Genomic DNA, 15,946 nt, shown 5'->3' with positions numbered 1-15,946 from the left:
CCGGATGTGCCGGGCCCGAGCGAAGCCTTATGAGTTGCGTTGATGCCGAACGAACGTGGTCTCGCCCATCGCGCGCAGCGCGCGCTTGTCGAACGGCTTGTCGAACGGCTTGGCGAGCCGGGGCAGGCCGCGGATATCCGGCGGAAACAGCGTCGCATCGTCATGGCCCGAGGTAATGACGATCTTCAGATCGAGCGCGATCAGGCCCTCGTCCTCGGCGACCAGGATCCGCAGGCCTTCGAGTTCGGTATTGTCCGTCGCCATGCCTCATCCCGACTATGCGCGCCGATCCGGCAGGGAATTCCCCTCGGTCCTATCTAGTGCTCCGGAACCGCGTGTCGAGGCGCTTTCGCTGGCTGTCGTCAAGATCCTACAGGATTGCATGCGGCAAAAAGCGCGAGCGGTTGCCGGTGATCGGGCTCGTGTCCTCGCGGATCGACAGGCCGCATGGCTCGTGGTCGACGAGCCAGCTGCCGATCACCGGGAACGCGCCGCCGAAATCCGGCAGCGGCGCCACCGCCTGGCGGATGTAGCCCTCGGCGCCGTAGGGCCCGTCCTGCACGGAGACGGCGACGCCGTCGGACACCAGGCTGACATTGGCGCCCTCGCGCGAGTAGATCGGCTTGCGCACGAAGCTCGAGCCGAGGCTGGCGGCCTTCGGATCGTCCTCGAAATAGGCCGGCAGCAGGTTCGGATGGCCTTCGTGCATCTGCCAGAGCAGCGGCAGGATGCCCTTGTTGGACAGGATGGCCTTCCACGGCGGCTCGATCCATTGCGTCGGCGCTTGCGCGAGCTTGGCGCCGAACTCATCGCGGAACATCCATTCCCAGGGATAGAGCTTGAAGGCGAGCGCGATGTCGCCGTCGTCGAGATCGACGAAGCCGCCGCCGATCTCGCGCCAGCCGATGTCGGCGACATCAAGGATGGTTGTCGACAGGCCCGCTTGGGCTGCCGTGTCGGCCAGATAGGCCAGGGTCGCGGCGTCCTCGGCGTTGCCGGTGAGCCCGGCCAGATGCACGCGGCGCTGCCTGCCGAGGGCGCGCCAGCGCTCGATCAGGCGCTCATGGATCGAGTTGTACTGGTCCGCACGCCCCGGCAGGATGCGACGTTCGATCGCCTGCTCGAGCCAGGTCCATTGGAACACCGCAGCCTCGAAGATCGATGTCGGCGTATCGGCATTGTATTCGAGCAGCTTCGCCGGCGCGCGGCCGCCGTGATAGCTGAGGTCGAACCGTCCGTAGAGGCTGCCGTCCCTTCGCTTCCAGCTCTCCGCCAGCAGCGGCCAGATCGCCTGCGGGATCTTCAGGCGGCGGAGCAGCGCCTCGTCGCCGATGACGCGTGCGACCAGCGCGAGGCACATCTGCTCGATCTCGGCCGTCGGCTCCTCGATGCCGAGCTCGATCTCGGCGATCGTGAACGCGTAGTAGGCGCGCTCGTCCCAATAGCGCTCGCCGTCGAGTTCGTAGAAGGCGAATCCGCATCGTGCCGCCGTCTCGCGCCAGTCGTCACGTTCGGGGCAGGGGATGCGCTGCATCGGTGTCAGCCCCAGGTAACACCAACCATGCCGTGCCCGTGGCAACCGGGCGCAGCATCGCCGAAGCCGCCATCGATGATGCGGCCATGACCGCGTCCGCGCGGTCCCGGCGCCGTCCCGCGTCGGCGACCACGCGATCGCTTGTTCGCAAAATGTTGCGAGGCGGCGGCGGACACCGCAGCCTTGATCGTCGCCGGCACCACCAGGTGCGGACGTTGCATCGGATCGCTTCCGATGAGTCGGTAGGCCAGTTTTTTATGATTTTGAGTCTGTGTCAAAGATCCGAATCCAAGGAAACATCACAAACGCGGTGTTTTCACGGCGCCGACGCGACGAAAATCAGCCGCCGCCTCCGAAGCCGTGTCCGAACGAGCCGAAGCCGCCGCGCGAGACATGCGCGGAGGACGCCTCGGCGACATGGCTCGAGCCGCTGCTTCTGGAATCGCTGTCGCCGCTGGAAAATCCCCAGCGACCGGAGCCGCTGCCGCCGCTCGAGCGGCGCGTCGTGCAGTCGCTCGTCTGCGGCTGGCCGGCCATCGTCGGCGTCTCGGTGCCCTGCTGCGGGCAGCTCTGCTGCCGCGGCATCAGCGCATAGGCGGTGCCGCCGACCGCGAGCGTGCCCATCAGCAGCAGCGCGACGTGGCCGGAGCGCTTCACCGGCGGTGTCGCGGGCGGGGGCGGCATCGGCCGGCGCTTGCCGAATTCGCGGCGTTGCTTGGACATGGTCAGATGATCATCGAGGCGGCGTTGAGTGCGCCGGCGGAGAGCGACGCGAGGCCGAGCCAGATTGCGGAGGCCAGCTCGCCGGCGACGATGCGCTGGGCGAGATCCGGCACCGGGATGCGGACGAGGTAATAGACGATCACCTGGACGATCAGCGCGACCAGCGCCCAGATCAGGCAGTCAAGCACGTTGGCGGAATGGGCGATGGCGCTGACCAGTGGCAGGGTGAAGCCGAGCAGGCTGAGACCGAGCGAGATCGCAGCCGACGGATGGTTGTCCCGGATCAGCTGGAATTCATTGTAGGGCGTGACGCGGGTGTAGATGAACAGGTAGGCCGTCACCGCGACCAGCGCGGTACAGAAGTACACCAGAAAGGCCGGCAGGCCGGCGAGCGATTGCAGGATCATGGATCAGGCCCGACGCGTGGAAGCTCTCATCTGTCGCGATGCCAGCATGCCCGGTTCGACGTGAACAAAGTCTATCCGCCTTTCGCCGGATCCAGCCTGGCCTGGTCCAGCATCTGCAGCACGGAATCGCCCGTTTTGCGGGTGTGCTCGGAGAGCGCCTGCGCGAAGCCGGATGCGTCCCGCGCCCGCAGCAGCGCCATGAACGCTTCGTGCTCGCCGATCGACTCGTCCCAGCGCCGCGCGTCGTAATTGGCGACCGCCCGCGCGCGGAACACGCTCGCATGCAGGGTGCTCCACATGTTGAGCAGCACGGCGTTGCCGGCGAGCTTGGTGATCTCGGCATGGATCTGCTGGTTGAGCCGGAAATAGGCGGCGCGCTCGGCGGCGCGATGCAGCGCCACCAGCTCGGCATGCATGGCGTCGAGCCTGGCGAGGTCGTCCGCCGTCGCACGCGCGGCCGCGGCGCGGCCCGCGGTGGCATCGAGCGACACCATCACGTCGAAGATCTCGGCGATCTCGCGGGCGTCGATCGGCGTCACCACGGGCGTGCGATGCGGCCGCAGCTCGATCAGGCCCTCGGCGGCGAGGATCTTGAAGGCCTCGCGCAGCGGCGTGCGCGAGACGCCGAAGGTCTCGCACAGCATGCGCTCGGGCAAGGCAGCGCCGGCGGCGAGCTCGCCGTCCACGATCATCTCGCGCACCCTGGCGACGAGCTGATCGTGCAGCGACAGCCGATCGAGCGGCCGCTTGGAGTGGTCGGACGACAGCTTCAGCCGCGCCGGCTTGAAGCGCGTCTTCAGTCTGGGCCGGGGTGCCGGTGGGGTCATGTCGGGCGCGGCTGCTCCGCTGCGAGATGCCTGAAATTCGGGCGATGCGCCCGCGGATCAGGCAGGTTCTCCAAGTTTGATATGCTATTTCATACTGATTTTGTTATATAAAATCAACATTGCATATCGCATCCAGTTGGCATGTCGTTTGCTGATGAGAGGACAAGCCGTGACAATCCCGTGGATCGACCTGCCCTGGAGATGGATGTGAAACGTTTCGTGCTGCCCATGCTCGCCCTGCTCGCGCTCGCGCTGCCCTCGCTCAGCTTCGCCGACGACGCCGCCAAGATCAAACTCGGCTACGCCAAATGCGCGCATTGCACGCCGATGTCGCTGACGCCGCAATTCGCGGAGGGCGTCGCGATCGACGCCGTCGGCTTCAACACCGGCACTGATGCGCTGACCGCGCTGGTGTCGAAGAACATCGACGTCGCGCAAGTCACTTATCTGCATTACGCCATCGCGCTCGACAAAGGCTTCGATGTCGTCGCCATCTCTGGCCAGGTCAATGGCGGCTCGGCGATCCTGCTCGGCAACGATCTTGAGATCGCGCCGGGCGACTGGGCCGCGCTGAAGGCGCTGATCGCCAAATACAAGACCGACGGCAAGCCGTTCCGCGTCGCCGCCTCGCGCGGCAATGCGCAGGACATCCACATGCGCGGTGCCTTCGCCAAGCAGGGCATCGACATCAACAAGGACGTGCAGTTCATCAACATCCCGAACCCCTCGGATCATCTGCAGGCGCTGCGCCGCGGCGAGGTCGAACTGATCTGCACCGTCGAGCCGTTCGCGACCCAGATCATGCAGGCCAAGGCGGCGAAGTTCTTCGGCTTCCCCTATGACCAGGCCGCCGGCAAGCTGACCAATCTGATCCTGACCCGCTCCGACGTCATCGCATCCAACCCGAAGGCGCTGGAGGGCGTGGTGCGTGCGGTCGTGAAGGTCGATGCGCACATCGCGGCCGACAAGCCGGCGCTGATCGAGGTGATCTCCAAGATCACTGGCCTGGACAAGGCGATCGCCACCGGCGCGGTCGAGAATCTCGATCCCGATCCGAAGATGTACCGCGCTTCCGCGCTCGCCATCGCCACGATGATGCGCGACCTCAAATACATCAACTCGGACGTCACGGCCGCGGTCGAGAAGAATCTCGACTACCGCTTCCTGGAAGCGGCGACCGGCAAGCCGAAGACCGAGCTCGGCTACTGAGATGGCCGCGCTCGCCCAGCTCAGGAAGCTCGACCGCACCATCGTGCCCGTGCTGGTGCTCGCGGGCTGGGAGGCGTTCTCGCGCTCCGGCGCGCTGCCGGCGGCGCTGCTGCCCGCGCCGTCGACGGTGCTGTGGGCGTGGGCGGACTGGCTGGTCGGCACCGACGGCAACACCCAGACCTACAGCGCGCATTGGCTCGCCGACATGCTGGCGAGCCTGTCGCGCGTCGCGGCGGGCTTTGCCATCGCCACTTTGCTCGGCGTCGGCCTCGGGGTCGCGATCGGCTGGTCGCGCAAGACCGAGATCGTGATCGAGCCGACCTTGCAGATGCTCAGGCCGATCCCGCCGGTGTCGTGGATCCCGCTCGCCATCATCTGGTTCGGCATCGCCAACAAGCCGGCGATCTTCCTGGTGTTTCTCGGCGCCTTCTTTCCGATCCTGCTCAACACCATCCACGGCGTGAAGACCTGCGACCGCAATCTCATTCGCGCCGGCGCCATGGTCGGCGGCAGCGAGCGCAAGCTGTTGCGCTACATCGTCGTGCCCGCGGCGATGCCGAGCATCTTTGCCGGGCTTCGCATCGGCATCGGCTCGGCCTGGATGCTCACCGTGACGGCCGAGATGGTCGCGGTGAAGAGCGGGCTCGGCTACGTGCTGTGGGATTCCTACTACTTCCTGCGTTACGATCTGGTGCTGGCGGCGATGGCGAGCATCGGCCTGCTCGGCTTCTGCAGCGATCTCGCCATTCGCTTCGTGATGGCGCGCGTGCTGCACTGGCAGCGCAACACCACCTTGGGCGGCGGGGAATGAGCATGGTCGCGATCGAGATCGCCAGCATCTCCAAGATCTTCACCGACAGGAAGCGCAACGCCGAGGTGACGGCGCTCGCCGACATCAGCCTCAGCATCGCGCGCAACGAGTTCGTCTGCCTGCTCGGCCCGTCCGGCTGCGGCAAGTCGACCCTTCTCAACATGATCGCCGGATTCGAGCAGCCGAGCGCGGGCCGCATCGCCGTCGACGGCGAGACGGTGACGGCGCCCGGCGCCGACCGCGGCGTCGTGTTCCAGCACGCCAATCTGATGCCGTGGCTGCCGGTGTGGGAGAACGTCGCCTTTCATCTGCTGCTAGGCGGCGGCCAGAAGGCCGAGCGCCGCGCGCGGGCGCAGGTCTATATCGACATGGTCGGGCTCACCGGCTTCGAGAACCACTATCCGTCGGAGCTGTCGGGCGGCATGAACCAGCGCGTCGGCATTGCGCGGGCGCTGCTGATGAATCCTCAAGTGATTCTGATGGACGAGCCGTTCGGCGCGCTCGACGAGCAGACCCGCATGGACATGCAGACCGAGCTTGTCAGGATCTGGCAGCAGCACCAGGGTACGATCGTGTTCGTCACCCACGGCATCGACGAGGCGCTGACGCTCGGCACCCATGTCGCGGTGATGAGCGCACGTCCCGGCCGCATCGTCGAGATCATCCCGATCGACCTGCCGCGGCCACGGGACATCACCAGCCCGCAGTTCAATGCGCTGAAGCGCCACATCCTGGCGCTGCTGCGCGGCGAGCGGGCGGAGCAGGGGGAGCGGGTGTGAGGATGGCCCGATTGCTCCCGCACAAACGATGCATGTTGAAGCCGAGACAGCTCGATATGCGCAGTGCGCCCCCTCTCCCGCTTGCGGGGGAGGGCTGGGGTGGGGGCGCTCCACGGCACGCTGCCCGTGAGGAGAGAGTTTCCCCACCCGGATCGCATCTGCGATGCGATCCGACCTCCCCCGCAATCGGGAGAGGTCTTCCCGCCGACCACCTCCAACTGCCCGCGCCGAGAGAGGCAAACCACCAATGACCAAACGCACTCTCCTCGGCATGCTGACGCCGTCGTCGAACACCGCGCTGGAGCCGATCACCTCGGCCATGGTCGCCGGCCTGCCGAACGTGTCAGCGCATTTCTCGCGCTTCAGGGTCACCGAGATCGCGTTGTCGACCGACGCGCTGGCGCAGTTCGACACATCGAACATCCTGCGCGCGGCAGAATTGCTCGCGCATGCCAAGGTCGACGTCATCGGCTGGAACGGCACCTCCTCGGGCTGGCTCGGCTTCGAGGCCGACGTCAAGCTGTGCGAGCAGATCACCGCGGCGACCGGCATTCCCGCGACCACCTCGATGCTGGCGCTGAACGAGATTCTGACGAGATCCGGCGTGAAGCGGCTCGGCTATGTCACACCCTATCGCGACGACGTGCAGGCGCGGATCATCGCCAACTACGAGACGCTCGGCATCGGTTGCGGCGGCGACCGCCATCTCGGCCTGCAGGACAATTTCTCCTTCGCCGAGGTCACCGAGGCGCAGCTCGAGCGCATGATCCGCGAGGTCGCGGCCGAGAAACCCGATGCGATCGCCGTCGTCTGCACCAACCTGCGCGCCGCGCCGCTGGTCGACAGGATGGAGCAGGAGACGGGCATTCCAATTCTCGACACCATCGCCACCGTGGTATGGAAGAGCCTGAAGGTCGCCGGCGTCGATCCGGCCGCCGTGACCGGCTGGGGCTCGCTGTTCAAGAACTTCGCCTGAGAAGGACGTCACATGGCTGCATTCGACACCGTCATCCGCAACGGCACCGTCGCCACCGCGAGCGATACGTTCAAGGCCGATGTCGCCATCAAGAGCGGCCGCATCGTCGCGATCGGCGAGGCCATCACCGATGCCGACGAGATCGTCGATGCCACGGGCCTGCTGGTGCTGCCGGGCGGCATCGACAGCCACGTCCATATCAGCCAGCCCTCCGGCCCCGGCATCGTCATGGCCGATGATTTCGAGAGCGCGACGCGCGCCGCGGCGTTCGGCGGCAACACCTTCGTGATGCCGTATTGCCTGCAGGAGAAGGGCCAGCCGCTGCGCGCGGCGCTGAAGGACTATCACGCCCTCGCCGACAACACCTGCTACGTCGACCACTCCTTCCACCTCATCATCGCCGATCCCACCGACGCGGTGCTCGGCCAGGAGCTGCCGTCGCTGGTCGCCGACGGCTATTCGTCGCTGAAGATCTTCATGACCTATGAGGGCCTCGCGCTCAGCGACTACGAGATTTTGGGCGTGCTGCAGGTCGCGCGCGAACGCGGGGCCTTGGTGCAGATCCACGCCGAGAACTACGACGCCATCCGCTTCCTCACCGACCGCCTGGAGCGCGCCGGCAACATCGCGCCGTATTATCACGGCAAGTCGCGGCCGATTCCGGTCGAGCGCGAGGCGACCCATCGCGCGATCTCGCTGGCCGAGCTGATCGACGTGCCGATCGTCATCGTCCACGTCTCCAACCGCGAGGCGATGGAGGAGATCCGCCGCGCGCAGGCGCGCGGCCTGAAGATCCACGGCGAGACCTGCCCGCAATATCTGGTGCTGACCGAAGAGGACATGCAGGGCCTCAACATGGAAGGCGCCAAATATGTCTGCTCGCCGCCGCCGCGTGACAAGGCCAGCCAGGAGGCGTGCTGGGAGGGCCTGCAGCAGGGCGTGTTCTCGCTGTTCTCGTCGGATCACTGCCCGTTCCGCTATGACGACGAGGCCGGCAAGCTGACGCCGAAGGGCCGCACCAGCTTTCGCTGGGTGCCGAACGGCATCCCCGGCGTCGAGACGCGGCTGCCGATCCTGTTCTCCGAAGGCGTCAACAAGGGCCGCATCACCCTGAACCAGTTCGTCGCCTTCACCGCCACCAACCACGCCAAGACGTATGGGCTGAGGGCTAAGGGCTCCATCGCGATCGGCTACGATGCCGACGTCGCGCTGTGGGACCCGACCAAGACGGCCAAGATCAGCCAGTCCGGCCTGCACCACGGCTCCGACTACACGCCCTATGAAGGCATCGAGATCACCGGCTGGCCGGTCGCGACGATGCTGCGCGGAAAATTCGTCGTGCGCGACGGCCAGCTGGTCGGCGCCAAGGGCGACGGCCGCTACGTTACGCGCGGCAAGCCAAGCGCAGTGGCCTGAGTGGCCTAAGCACGCTCTTCCCATCCGTCATTGCGAGCGCAGCGGCGCAGCGAAGCAATCCAAACTCGAGCTCGCGACTCTGGATTGCGTCGTCGCTTCGCCCTTCGCAATGACGGCCAATTGCGATATCGCTCCTGTGAACAACCGTCAGACAAGGAGTGCCGCTAGGTCCGCGGCTCTTCCGAGACCCTGAGATCATGATGCGGGTCCGCGGGATCGCATCATGATCTCGTCTCTTTGCTCGAAGCTGATCGTGGGTGAACGATCGTTCCAGTCCTCAGCGGACTGGAAGCGGGTTCAATAGGCCGTCCATCCGCCGTCCGTCGCGTAGAACGCGCCGGTCAGGTTCGACGCCTCGGGCGACAGCAGGAACAGTATCTCCGCGACTAGCTCCTACATGGCGTCTGCGCGTACGGTGCCGCCAGCGCGACCGGCCAGACTCATGGGCCCACCGTTACACAACGGCCGAGATGATGGTTTTGTGCAGTCGAGCAGCGTCACCGAGATCGCTGTCGGTCAATGCAAGGACAGCTAGTTTTCGTGGACGTGAAAGCCCGGTGCGCGGAACGCTCCGGGCTCATCACGTGGTCGCAAGAAACGACTAATGATGCACCCGCAGGGTCCCGTCCGCGTTGTAGTCACTCTTGGGATTGTAGCCGGAATCGCGGTGCGTTCTACGATGTAGGGCAGCGTTGCTGCCGCTTACGTCCGGAGTTCCGCTATCAACCCGCAGGGTCCCGTCTGCATTGTAGTCACTCTTCGGCCTGTAGCCGGAATCGCGATGCGTTTTTGCATGTAGGTCAGCGTTGCTGCCGCTCAGGCCCGGAGTTCCGGGATTGACCTGCATATTTCCATATTGGTCGCGATCACTTTTGCTCGCCCCGACCTGCTGAGCCGCACTGGCTTTTGCATGAGTACCTTTTGCATGATGAGTACGATGTCCGGCCAAGGCCGCAGATGTAGAGACGGCGAGAATAACAAGACCAACAGCAATGCTTCTAGCCATAGTGAACTCCTCACGTTGAAGGACCATTGATGACGGATACGCCGTCAATGGTAGCCTGCCACGAAAATTGCTGACCATCTTTGATGCAACTCAAGGTACCAAAAGCGGGTGCGACGTCACGGTCCGCACGACTTTTGGCATCATTTCTTCGGCTTTGGCGCGGTGACCGGCGGAGCCGATGTCGCTCCGCAACATGCCACTGAGGACGGGTTTGACCGATGCCTTCACCGTACCGCTATCGACTTCGACTTGCGAAACGCCGGTCGTCATGTCGACCAGAAGCCGATCGCCGCTCAGCACGTTCTGGCAACTGGTCGACACCACCCCGCCGAGCGTGGTGATCGGAATTGGGACCGAGCTCTGCGCCGCATGGGCATCGCAGGTGACTTGCGCGAAGCCGCTCATGGCAGATCGCCGATCCGAAACAGGAGCGTTCGACAGGGTCTCGATCGGGAACGCAAGCCTTGGCGGTGGCCGCTCGAACGCCTGAAAGAAATACGGTTTCTGTTTATCGAAATTCTATTTTGTTTTTCCGAAAATTGTGCTTTACTGCGCGCCGTCCCGCCCCAACGAGGGGACGCTTCGCGGTCGTCACGGACGTCGGGTGTGGGATGCCGCTGTGGGGTCGCAGCATGGCTTGGCCGTGCCGACGAACGATCCCCGGCGCACGGTGAAGTCGCGTGGTCCTGGCCTCCCGGTGCTGAGGTCAAGCTTGTGGGCGTTGCTGATGAGCTGCCCGCGGGTGATGGGGGCAAGACAGCCGGTCCCCAGGGAGATCGCGTATAATTCGTAAAGCCATCGCGCAGGGAGGCCGGGTGTTTCGGCCAGACCTGTGGTGACTGCCGCCTGCTTATCTTTTGCAGGCGGGCCACGGGCGCGGCCAGCGCCCGGCCTTCCCTGCGCCCTCAGTGAGAGGAGGGCGGTGAGATGGATGCATAGCTCGGGCGCTGGGCGCCGCGAGATCGCGAAAGCTTGGGATGACGGAAGGTTTGAAGCGCGGGGCGTGGATCGCGGTCGAGGCTCTATCGAGCTTTGTGCTCGCATTGCTGGAAGGCGAGGGCGGTCGTGTTTGGGGAGTTCGGGGTTTGAGGCGCGTAGGCGCGGCAGAAGCGGTGGGCTCCCCTCCCCCTTGCGGGGAGGGGTTGGGGGTGGGGGTTTCTTGCTCCGAACGAAGTTTGTGGCGCATGCAGGCACGAGCGGGGTGTGCGCTGATAGGGATGACTAATCAGCTGTCGGTGGGGTGGCTTCCATGAAGTCCATTTCCGTGGACCCCCACCCCCGACCCCTCCCCGCAAGGGGGAGGGGAGCGCACTGATCGGGTCGCGAGAGTTTGGGTCGAGCGCCCCCAAGGCTCCGAGCAAACAAGCACCGGCCCCACAGCAATCACACCCCCACAAACAAAAACCCCGCCATTTGCGGCGGGGCCCAGTCTGGGAGGGGCAAGCCGGTGAGGCCTGCCGGAGTACCCAGTGAAAGATCAGGCAGGGATGCGCTCGTCCATGTCGTGCGGCTCGCGCAGCACGTAGCCGCGGCCCCAGACAGTCTCGATGAAGTTGCGGCCTTCGGAGGCGTTGGCGAGCTTCTTGCGCAGCTTGCAGATGAAGACGTCGATGATCTTCAGCTCGGGCTCGTCCATGCCGCCGTAGAGATGGTTGAGGAACATCTCCTTGGTGAGCGTGGTGCCCTTGCGGAGCGAGAGCAGCTCCAGCATCTGGTATTCCTTGCCGGTCAGGTGCACGCGCTGGCCGCCGACCTCCACCGTCTTGGTGTCCAGGTTGACGACGAGGTCGCCGGTCTGGATGACCGACTGGGCGTGGCCCTTGGAACGGCGGACGATCGCGTGGATGCGGGCGATCAGCTCGTCCTTGTGGAACGGCTTGGTCATGTAGTCGTCGGCGCCGAAGCCGAGACCCTTGACCTTGTCCTCGATCCCGGCGAGGCCGGAGAGGATCAGGATCGGCGTCTTGATCTTCGAGACGCGCAGCTGCTTGAGCACGTCGTAACCGGACATGTCGGGCAGATTGAGGTCGAGAAGGATGATGTCGTAATCGTACAACTTGCCGAGGTCGACGCCTTCTTCGCCAAGGTCAGTCGTGTAGACGTTGAAGCTCTCAGACTTCAACATCAGCTCGATCGACTGCGCGACGGCGCTGTCATCCTCAATCAGCAAAACGCGCATGCCAGTTCCCCATAGTCGCCGCTCCGGGCGTCAGGTCGGCCGCCATCGCGGCACTCAAAACGCCTTTGAACAACTGATTCGGATCCTGACGAGAGATGGTTAACAAATCCTGATTCCCCTCCGCAAGCTCTATCCGTGCAATTTTTATCGAATCGCCGTAAGGTGTTGCGATAAGGCAGTTTTTCTTAGCCGTCCTCGTTCAAGCTCCATGTTAAGAGATGGACCTAACCGACTCTCAGATCTCACCGCTTTTTGAAGGCGGCAAAGCGAAGCACGTCAGTCACTCCAGACCATGACGTAATGATTAATGATGCGAGTAAACACAGAGTTAAGCCGACGACGCGAATCTGCCCCTACTTAAGGTTTTCGCAATGAAGGCTCTGGCGCAATGAACTTTCTCTCGCGATGAAGGTGCTTTGGCAATGAAGGCCCTGGCCGAGCAGATCAGCGACATCGACGCCGTGAACACCTATGGGCGTGTCGTCGGCGTGAAGGGACTCATGGTGGAGATCGCCGGGCCGATTCATGCGATGTCGGTCGGCGCGCGCATCGTGATCGAGACCGGCAATAATTACATCCCTGCCGAAGTAATCGGTTTCTCCGGCAAGAATGCCGTGGTGATGCCGTTCGCCGGGCTGGAGGGCGTGCGCCGCGGCTGCCGCGCCGTGATCGCCAATGCGGCCAACCAGGTGCGGCCGTCGCCGGCCTGGCTCGGCCGCGTCATCAATGCGATGGGCGAGCCGATCGACGGCAAGGGGCCGCTGCCGCAGGGCGCCTCGCCAGTTCCTTATCGGAACAATCCGCCGCCGGCGCATTCGCGCAGGCGCGTCGGCTCGCCGCTCGATCTCGGCGTCCGCGCATTGAACACCTTTCTCACCTGTTGCCGCGGCCAGCGGCTCGGCATCTTCGCCGGCTCGGGCGTCGGCAAATCCGTGCTACTGTCGATGCTGGCGCGCAACGTCGATGCGGCGGTGTCGGTGATCGGACTGATCGGCGAGCGCGGCCGCGAGGTGCAGGAGTTCCTGCAGGACGATCTCGGCGATGAGGGTCTCGCGCGCTCGGTCGTCGTGGTCGCGACCTCCGACGAGCCGGCGCTGATGCGAAGGCAGGCGGCGTATCTGACGCTCGCGATCTCCGAATATTTCCGCGACGAGGGCAAGGATGTCCTTTGTCTAATGGACTCTGTGACGCGCTTTGCGATGGCGCAGCGCGAGATCGGGCTGTCGGCTGGCGAGCCGCCGACTGCCAAGGGCTACACGCCCACCGTGTTCACCGAGCTGCCGAAACTGCTGGAGAGGGCGGGGCCGGGCAGCGGCGACGGCACCATCACTGGGATTTTCACGGTGCTGGTCGATGGCGACGATCACAACGAGCCGGTGGCGGATGCGGTGCGCGGCATTCTCGACGGCCACGTCGTGATGCAGCGTTCGATCGCCGAACGCGGCCGCTATCCGGCGATCAACGTCCTCAAATCCGTGTCGCGGACGATGCCGAAATCGGCCGACCCCGTATTCTTGCCGACCATCATGCGGGCGCGCCAAGTGATGGCGACCTACGCCGACATGGAGGAGCTGATCCGGCTCGGCGCCTACCGCGCCGGTTCCAGTCCGGAGGTCGACGAGGCGATCCGGCTGCACGAGCCGTTGGAGGCGTTCCTGCGCCAGCGCAAGGACGAGGTCTCGACGTTGCAAAGCGGGTATCGGGAACTGGAACAGATCCTGGGGCGCTTGGAAACGGAAAGCTAACTTTGTCGGGTAATCATCCCCTCCATGTAACGAGCCTAGTCGGCGAGCCCAGGGAGGGCGGCCGGCCCTGTCCCGCGCCGTACACGGGACTTCTGGGGAGTATGAGTCGATGAAGTCGCGCGAAACGCTGATCCGTCTGAAGAAGTTTCAGGTGGATGAGAAACGCCGCCGGGTGACGCAGATCGAGGGCATGATCGCTGACTTCCAGCGCATGTCGGCCGAGCTCGAGCGGGAGATCCAGACCGAGCAGGAGCGGGCCGGCATCAACGACCCGACCCATTTTGCCTATCCGACCTACGCCAAGGCCGCGATCCAGCGCCGGGAAAACCTGACGCGCTCGGCCGACGAGCTGCGCACCCAGCTCGAGGACGCCAAGGCCGCGTTGTCCGAGGCGTTCGAGGAGATGAAGAAGGTCGAACTGCTCGACGAGCGTGACCAGGCCCGCGAAAAGGCCGAGGAGAGCGCCCGCGAGCAGGCCGACATGGACTCTATCGGTCTGATGCGCGCCCGGCTCGGCGTCATCGCCTGAGCCTGTCGCCGTCGCGCTGTCGCTTTCGAAAACCCGGGCCGCGAGGTCCGGGTTTTTCGTCGCGCCCGCCCCGGTGGAGAGTTGCCCAGGACTTGTGCTACGGGAGGACGTAGGCTCGAACGAGGGAGTGGGGCGATTTTCGGGGACGCCAAATGCTGACGCCGGCAGAGCTGGTCTGGTTGCTTGCCGCTGTTGCCAAGGGGGACGAGGCCGCCTTCGAGCGCCTCTACGCGGCGACGCGCGCGAAACTCTATGGCGTCGTGCTCCGTATCTTGCACCGACAGGACCTCGCCGAGGAGGTCGTCCAGGAAACCTATGTGAAGGTCTGGAACAACGCTGCACAGTTCAACCCGGCCGTTTCTTCCCCGATCACCTGGATGGCCGCCATCGCCCGCAACCGCGCCATCGACCTGGTGCGCAAGCGCGGTGAGTTGTCTTTGGAGGATGAGCCCTCCGCGCTCGAGGTTGCGGCCGAGACGCCGGATCCGCTGGCGCGGCGCGAGATGTCGGAGGAGCTCAAGCGTCTTTTGGAATGTGTCGGCCAGCTCGAGCCCGACCGCCAGAAGCTCGTGCTGCTTGCCTACTATAACGGCTGGAGCCGCGAGCAATTGGCGACCAAGTTCGAGGCGCCGGTGAACACGGTGAAGACCTGGTTGCGGCGGAGCATGATGGACATCCGCCAATGCCTCGGTCTCGGATGAGGTGCCGTTCGAGCCGGCGAGAGACCTTGTAGGACGTGACCTGGACCTGTGATGGCGTATAGCGAAGACCATATCGCGCTGGCGGCGGAATATGCGCTCGGGACGCTCGACGCCGCCGAACGGGCGCAGGTCGAGACCATGATGGCGGTCGACAAGGATTTTGTCGCGCTGGTCCAGGCGTGGGAATTTCGTCTCGGTCCGCTCAACCAGATGGTCGGGCTGGTCGAGCCGCGCCCCGAGCTGTGGGAGCGCATCAAGGCCGAGATCGCGCGGTTGCGCGCGTTCGCCGAGAGCGCGCCGCCGGCTGAACCGGTGGCGGTGGCCGAGGCTCCAGTCTTTGCTGTTCATCCTGACCCTGCGCCTCCCGAGGGTTCGCCTGTCGCGGCGGAAGCCCTGCCGATCGAAGCGGCTTCGGTCGAGGCGCCCGAGCCTGAGGTCGCGGCCGTCGCCGCGATGCGCAGCGCGTCTGCAGCGCATGAGATCGCGAATGACGATGCGAATGTGGTGCGGCTCTCGTCCAAGGTCCGGCAGTTGCGCGCGGTTGCCAACAGCATGACCGCGCTCGCGGCCGTGCTGCTCGCGCTGGTCGGTGTCCAGGTTTACCGCCCCGATCTCTTGCCGCAGCCATTGCGGCCGAAGCCGCGGATCCAGACTGTGGAGGTCAAGGTGCCGGTCGCGCAACCCTCCGCCCAGTTCGTTGCCCTCCTGCAGAAGGACGCGGCGTCGCCGGCGTTCATCTTGACCGTCGATGCTGCCAGCAAAAGCTACACCGTGCGCCGGGTCGGCGCTGCGCCGGAGCCGGGCAAGAGCTTCGAGCTGTGGCTCGTGTCCGACAAGCTGCAGAAGCCGCGCTCGCTCGGCGTGATCGGTGGCAGCGACTTCACCAGCCGTCCCGTTCTCTCGTCCTACGACGCCGACACCGTGAGTCGCGCGACCTACGCCGTCACGGTCGAGCCCGAGGGCGGGTCGCCGACCGGGCAGGCGACCGGGCCGATCGTGTTTACCGGCAAGCTGATCGAGACGGTGCCGCCGGCGCGGTGATTCAGGGCCCAAAAAAGAAAACGCCCGTGGGGAGCGGGCGTTTTCAGTAGTCGACTTGGGGTT

At 64.9% G+C, this 15,946-nt stretch carries 18 protein-coding genes; 9 read left to right on the top strand and 9 right to left on the bottom strand.

What is annotated here, in order from left to right:
* Positions 1-27: 27 nt before the first annotated feature.
* The 6 genes from QX124_RS09135 to QX124_RS09110 form a co-directional block, all read right to left on the bottom strand.
* Positions 28-264, bottom strand: coding sequence for a hypothetical protein (locus QX124_RS09135; protein ID WP_315734095.1), 237 nt, complete (start codon positions 262-264; stop codon positions 28-30).
* Positions 265-370: 106 nt separating this feature from the next.
* On the bottom strand, positions 371-1,534 hold the full coding sequence (locus tag QX124_RS09130; protein WP_315796962.1) for a glutathionylspermidine synthase family protein: 1,164 nt from the start codon (positions 1,532-1,534) through the stop codon (positions 371-373).
* A gap of 5 nt (positions 1,535-1,539) precedes the next feature.
* Positions 1,540-1,812, bottom strand: coding sequence for a hypothetical protein (locus tag QX124_RS09125; protein WP_315775345.1), 273 nt, complete (start codon positions 1,810-1,812; stop codon positions 1,540-1,542).
* A gap of 61 nt (positions 1,813-1,873) precedes the next feature.
* Positions 1,874-2,257, bottom strand: coding sequence for a hypothetical protein (locus QX124_RS09120; protein WP_315796961.1), 384 nt, complete (start codon positions 2,255-2,257; stop codon positions 1,874-1,876).
* Between the two features lie 2 nt (positions 2,258-2,259).
* On the bottom strand, positions 2,260-2,664 hold the full coding sequence (locus tag QX124_RS09115; protein WP_315771802.1) for a DUF350 domain-containing protein: 405 nt from the start codon (positions 2,662-2,664) through the stop codon (positions 2,260-2,262).
* A gap of 71 nt (positions 2,665-2,735) precedes the next feature.
* Positions 2,736-3,491 (bottom strand): GntR family transcriptional regulator, encoded by a 756-nt coding sequence (locus QX124_RS09110; RefSeq protein WP_315796960.1) that lies wholly within the window; start codon positions 3,489-3,491, stop codon positions 2,736-2,738.
* Positions 3,492-3,692: 201 nt separating this feature from the next.
* Between QX124_RS09110 and QX124_RS09105 the strand changes: the two genes are divergently transcribed.
* The 5 genes from QX124_RS09105 to hydA all read left to right on the top strand — a co-directional run bounded on the left by QX124_RS09105 (position 3,693) and on the right by hydA (position 8,682).
* Positions 3,693-4,700, top strand: coding sequence for an ABC transporter substrate-binding protein (locus tag QX124_RS09105; RefSeq protein WP_315797157.1), 1,008 nt, complete (start codon positions 3,693-3,695; stop codon positions 4,698-4,700).
* A gap of 1 nt (position 4,701) precedes the next feature.
* Positions 4,702-5,511, top strand: a complete 810-nt coding sequence (locus QX124_RS09100) for an ABC transporter permease (RefSeq protein WP_315734084.1) — start codon at positions 4,702-4,704, stop codon at positions 5,509-5,511.
* A 2-nt stretch (positions 5,512-5,513) separates the two neighbouring features.
* A complete protein-coding gene (locus tag QX124_RS09095; RefSeq protein ID WP_315797156.1) occupies positions 5,514-6,290 on the top strand; it encodes an ABC transporter ATP-binding protein in 777 nt (258 codons plus the stop codon).
* A 247-nt stretch (positions 6,291-6,537) separates the two neighbouring features.
* The gene (locus QX124_RS09090; RefSeq protein ID WP_315796959.1) at positions 6,538-7,266 is read left to right on the top strand and encodes an aspartate/glutamate racemase family protein; all 729 of its coding nucleotides are present in this window, start codon (positions 6,538-6,540) and stop codon (positions 7,264-7,266) included.
* A gap of 12 nt (positions 7,267-7,278) precedes the next feature.
* Positions 7,279-8,682, top strand: a complete 1,404-nt coding sequence (hydA, locus tag QX124_RS09085) for a dihydropyrimidinase (protein WP_315796958.1) — start codon at positions 7,279-7,281, stop codon at positions 8,680-8,682.
* 601 nt (positions 8,683-9,283) lie between these two features.
* Here the strand turns inward: hydA and QX124_RS09080 are convergent.
* The 3 genes from QX124_RS09080 to ctrA all read right to left on the bottom strand — a co-directional run bounded on the left by QX124_RS09080 (position 9,284) and on the right by ctrA (position 11,867).
* Complete coding sequence (locus tag QX124_RS09080) at positions 9,284-9,688, bottom strand: hypothetical protein (RefSeq protein WP_315796957.1); 405 nt, start codon at positions 9,686-9,688, stop codon at positions 9,284-9,286.
* Positions 9,689-9,778: 90 nt separating this feature from the next.
* Complete coding sequence (locus QX124_RS09075) at positions 9,779-10,093, bottom strand: hypothetical protein (RefSeq protein ID WP_315797167.1); 315 nt, start codon at positions 10,091-10,093, stop codon at positions 9,779-9,781.
* 1,072 nt (positions 10,094-11,165) lie between these two features.
* Positions 11,166-11,867, bottom strand: a complete 702-nt coding sequence (ctrA, locus tag QX124_RS09070; RefSeq protein WP_012046382.1) for a response regulator transcription factor CtrA — start codon at positions 11,865-11,867, stop codon at positions 11,166-11,168.
* A 422-nt stretch (positions 11,868-12,289) separates the two neighbouring features.
* On the opposite strand from ctrA, the gene fliI reads away from it, so the two are divergent.
* The 4 genes from fliI to QX124_RS09050 all read left to right on the top strand — a co-directional run bounded on the left by fliI (position 12,290) and on the right by QX124_RS09050 (position 15,883).
* Positions 12,290-13,612 carry a flagellar protein export ATPase FliI gene (gene fliI, locus QX124_RS09065; RefSeq protein WP_315734073.1) on the top strand — a complete coding sequence of 441 codons (1,323 nt, stop codon included), beginning with the start codon at positions 12,290-12,292 and terminating at the stop codon, positions 13,610-13,612.
* Positions 13,613-13,721: 109 nt separating this feature from the next.
* Entirely contained in the window at positions 13,722-14,141 is a 420-nt protein-coding gene (fliJ, locus tag QX124_RS09060) for a flagellar export protein FliJ (RefSeq protein WP_315714036.1), read from the top strand.
* Positions 14,142-14,293: 152 nt separating this feature from the next.
* Positions 14,294-14,842 (top strand): sigma-70 family RNA polymerase sigma factor, encoded by a 549-nt coding sequence (locus tag QX124_RS09055; RefSeq protein WP_315714037.1) that lies wholly within the window; start codon positions 14,294-14,296, stop codon positions 14,840-14,842.
* Positions 14,843-14,893: 51 nt separating this feature from the next.
* Positions 14,894-15,883, top strand: a complete 990-nt coding sequence (locus QX124_RS09050; RefSeq protein ID WP_315796956.1) for an anti-sigma factor domain-containing protein — start codon at positions 14,894-14,896, stop codon at positions 15,881-15,883.
* The last annotated feature ends 63 nt before the right edge of the window (positions 15,884-15,946 follow it).

The organism is Bradyrhizobium sp. SZCCHNRI3043 (genome assembly GCF_032377735.1).
Lineage (GTDB): Bacteria > Pseudomonadota > Alphaproteobacteria > Rhizobiales > Xanthobacteraceae > Bradyrhizobium.
This window is presented reverse-complemented; position numbering and strand designations above follow the sequence as displayed.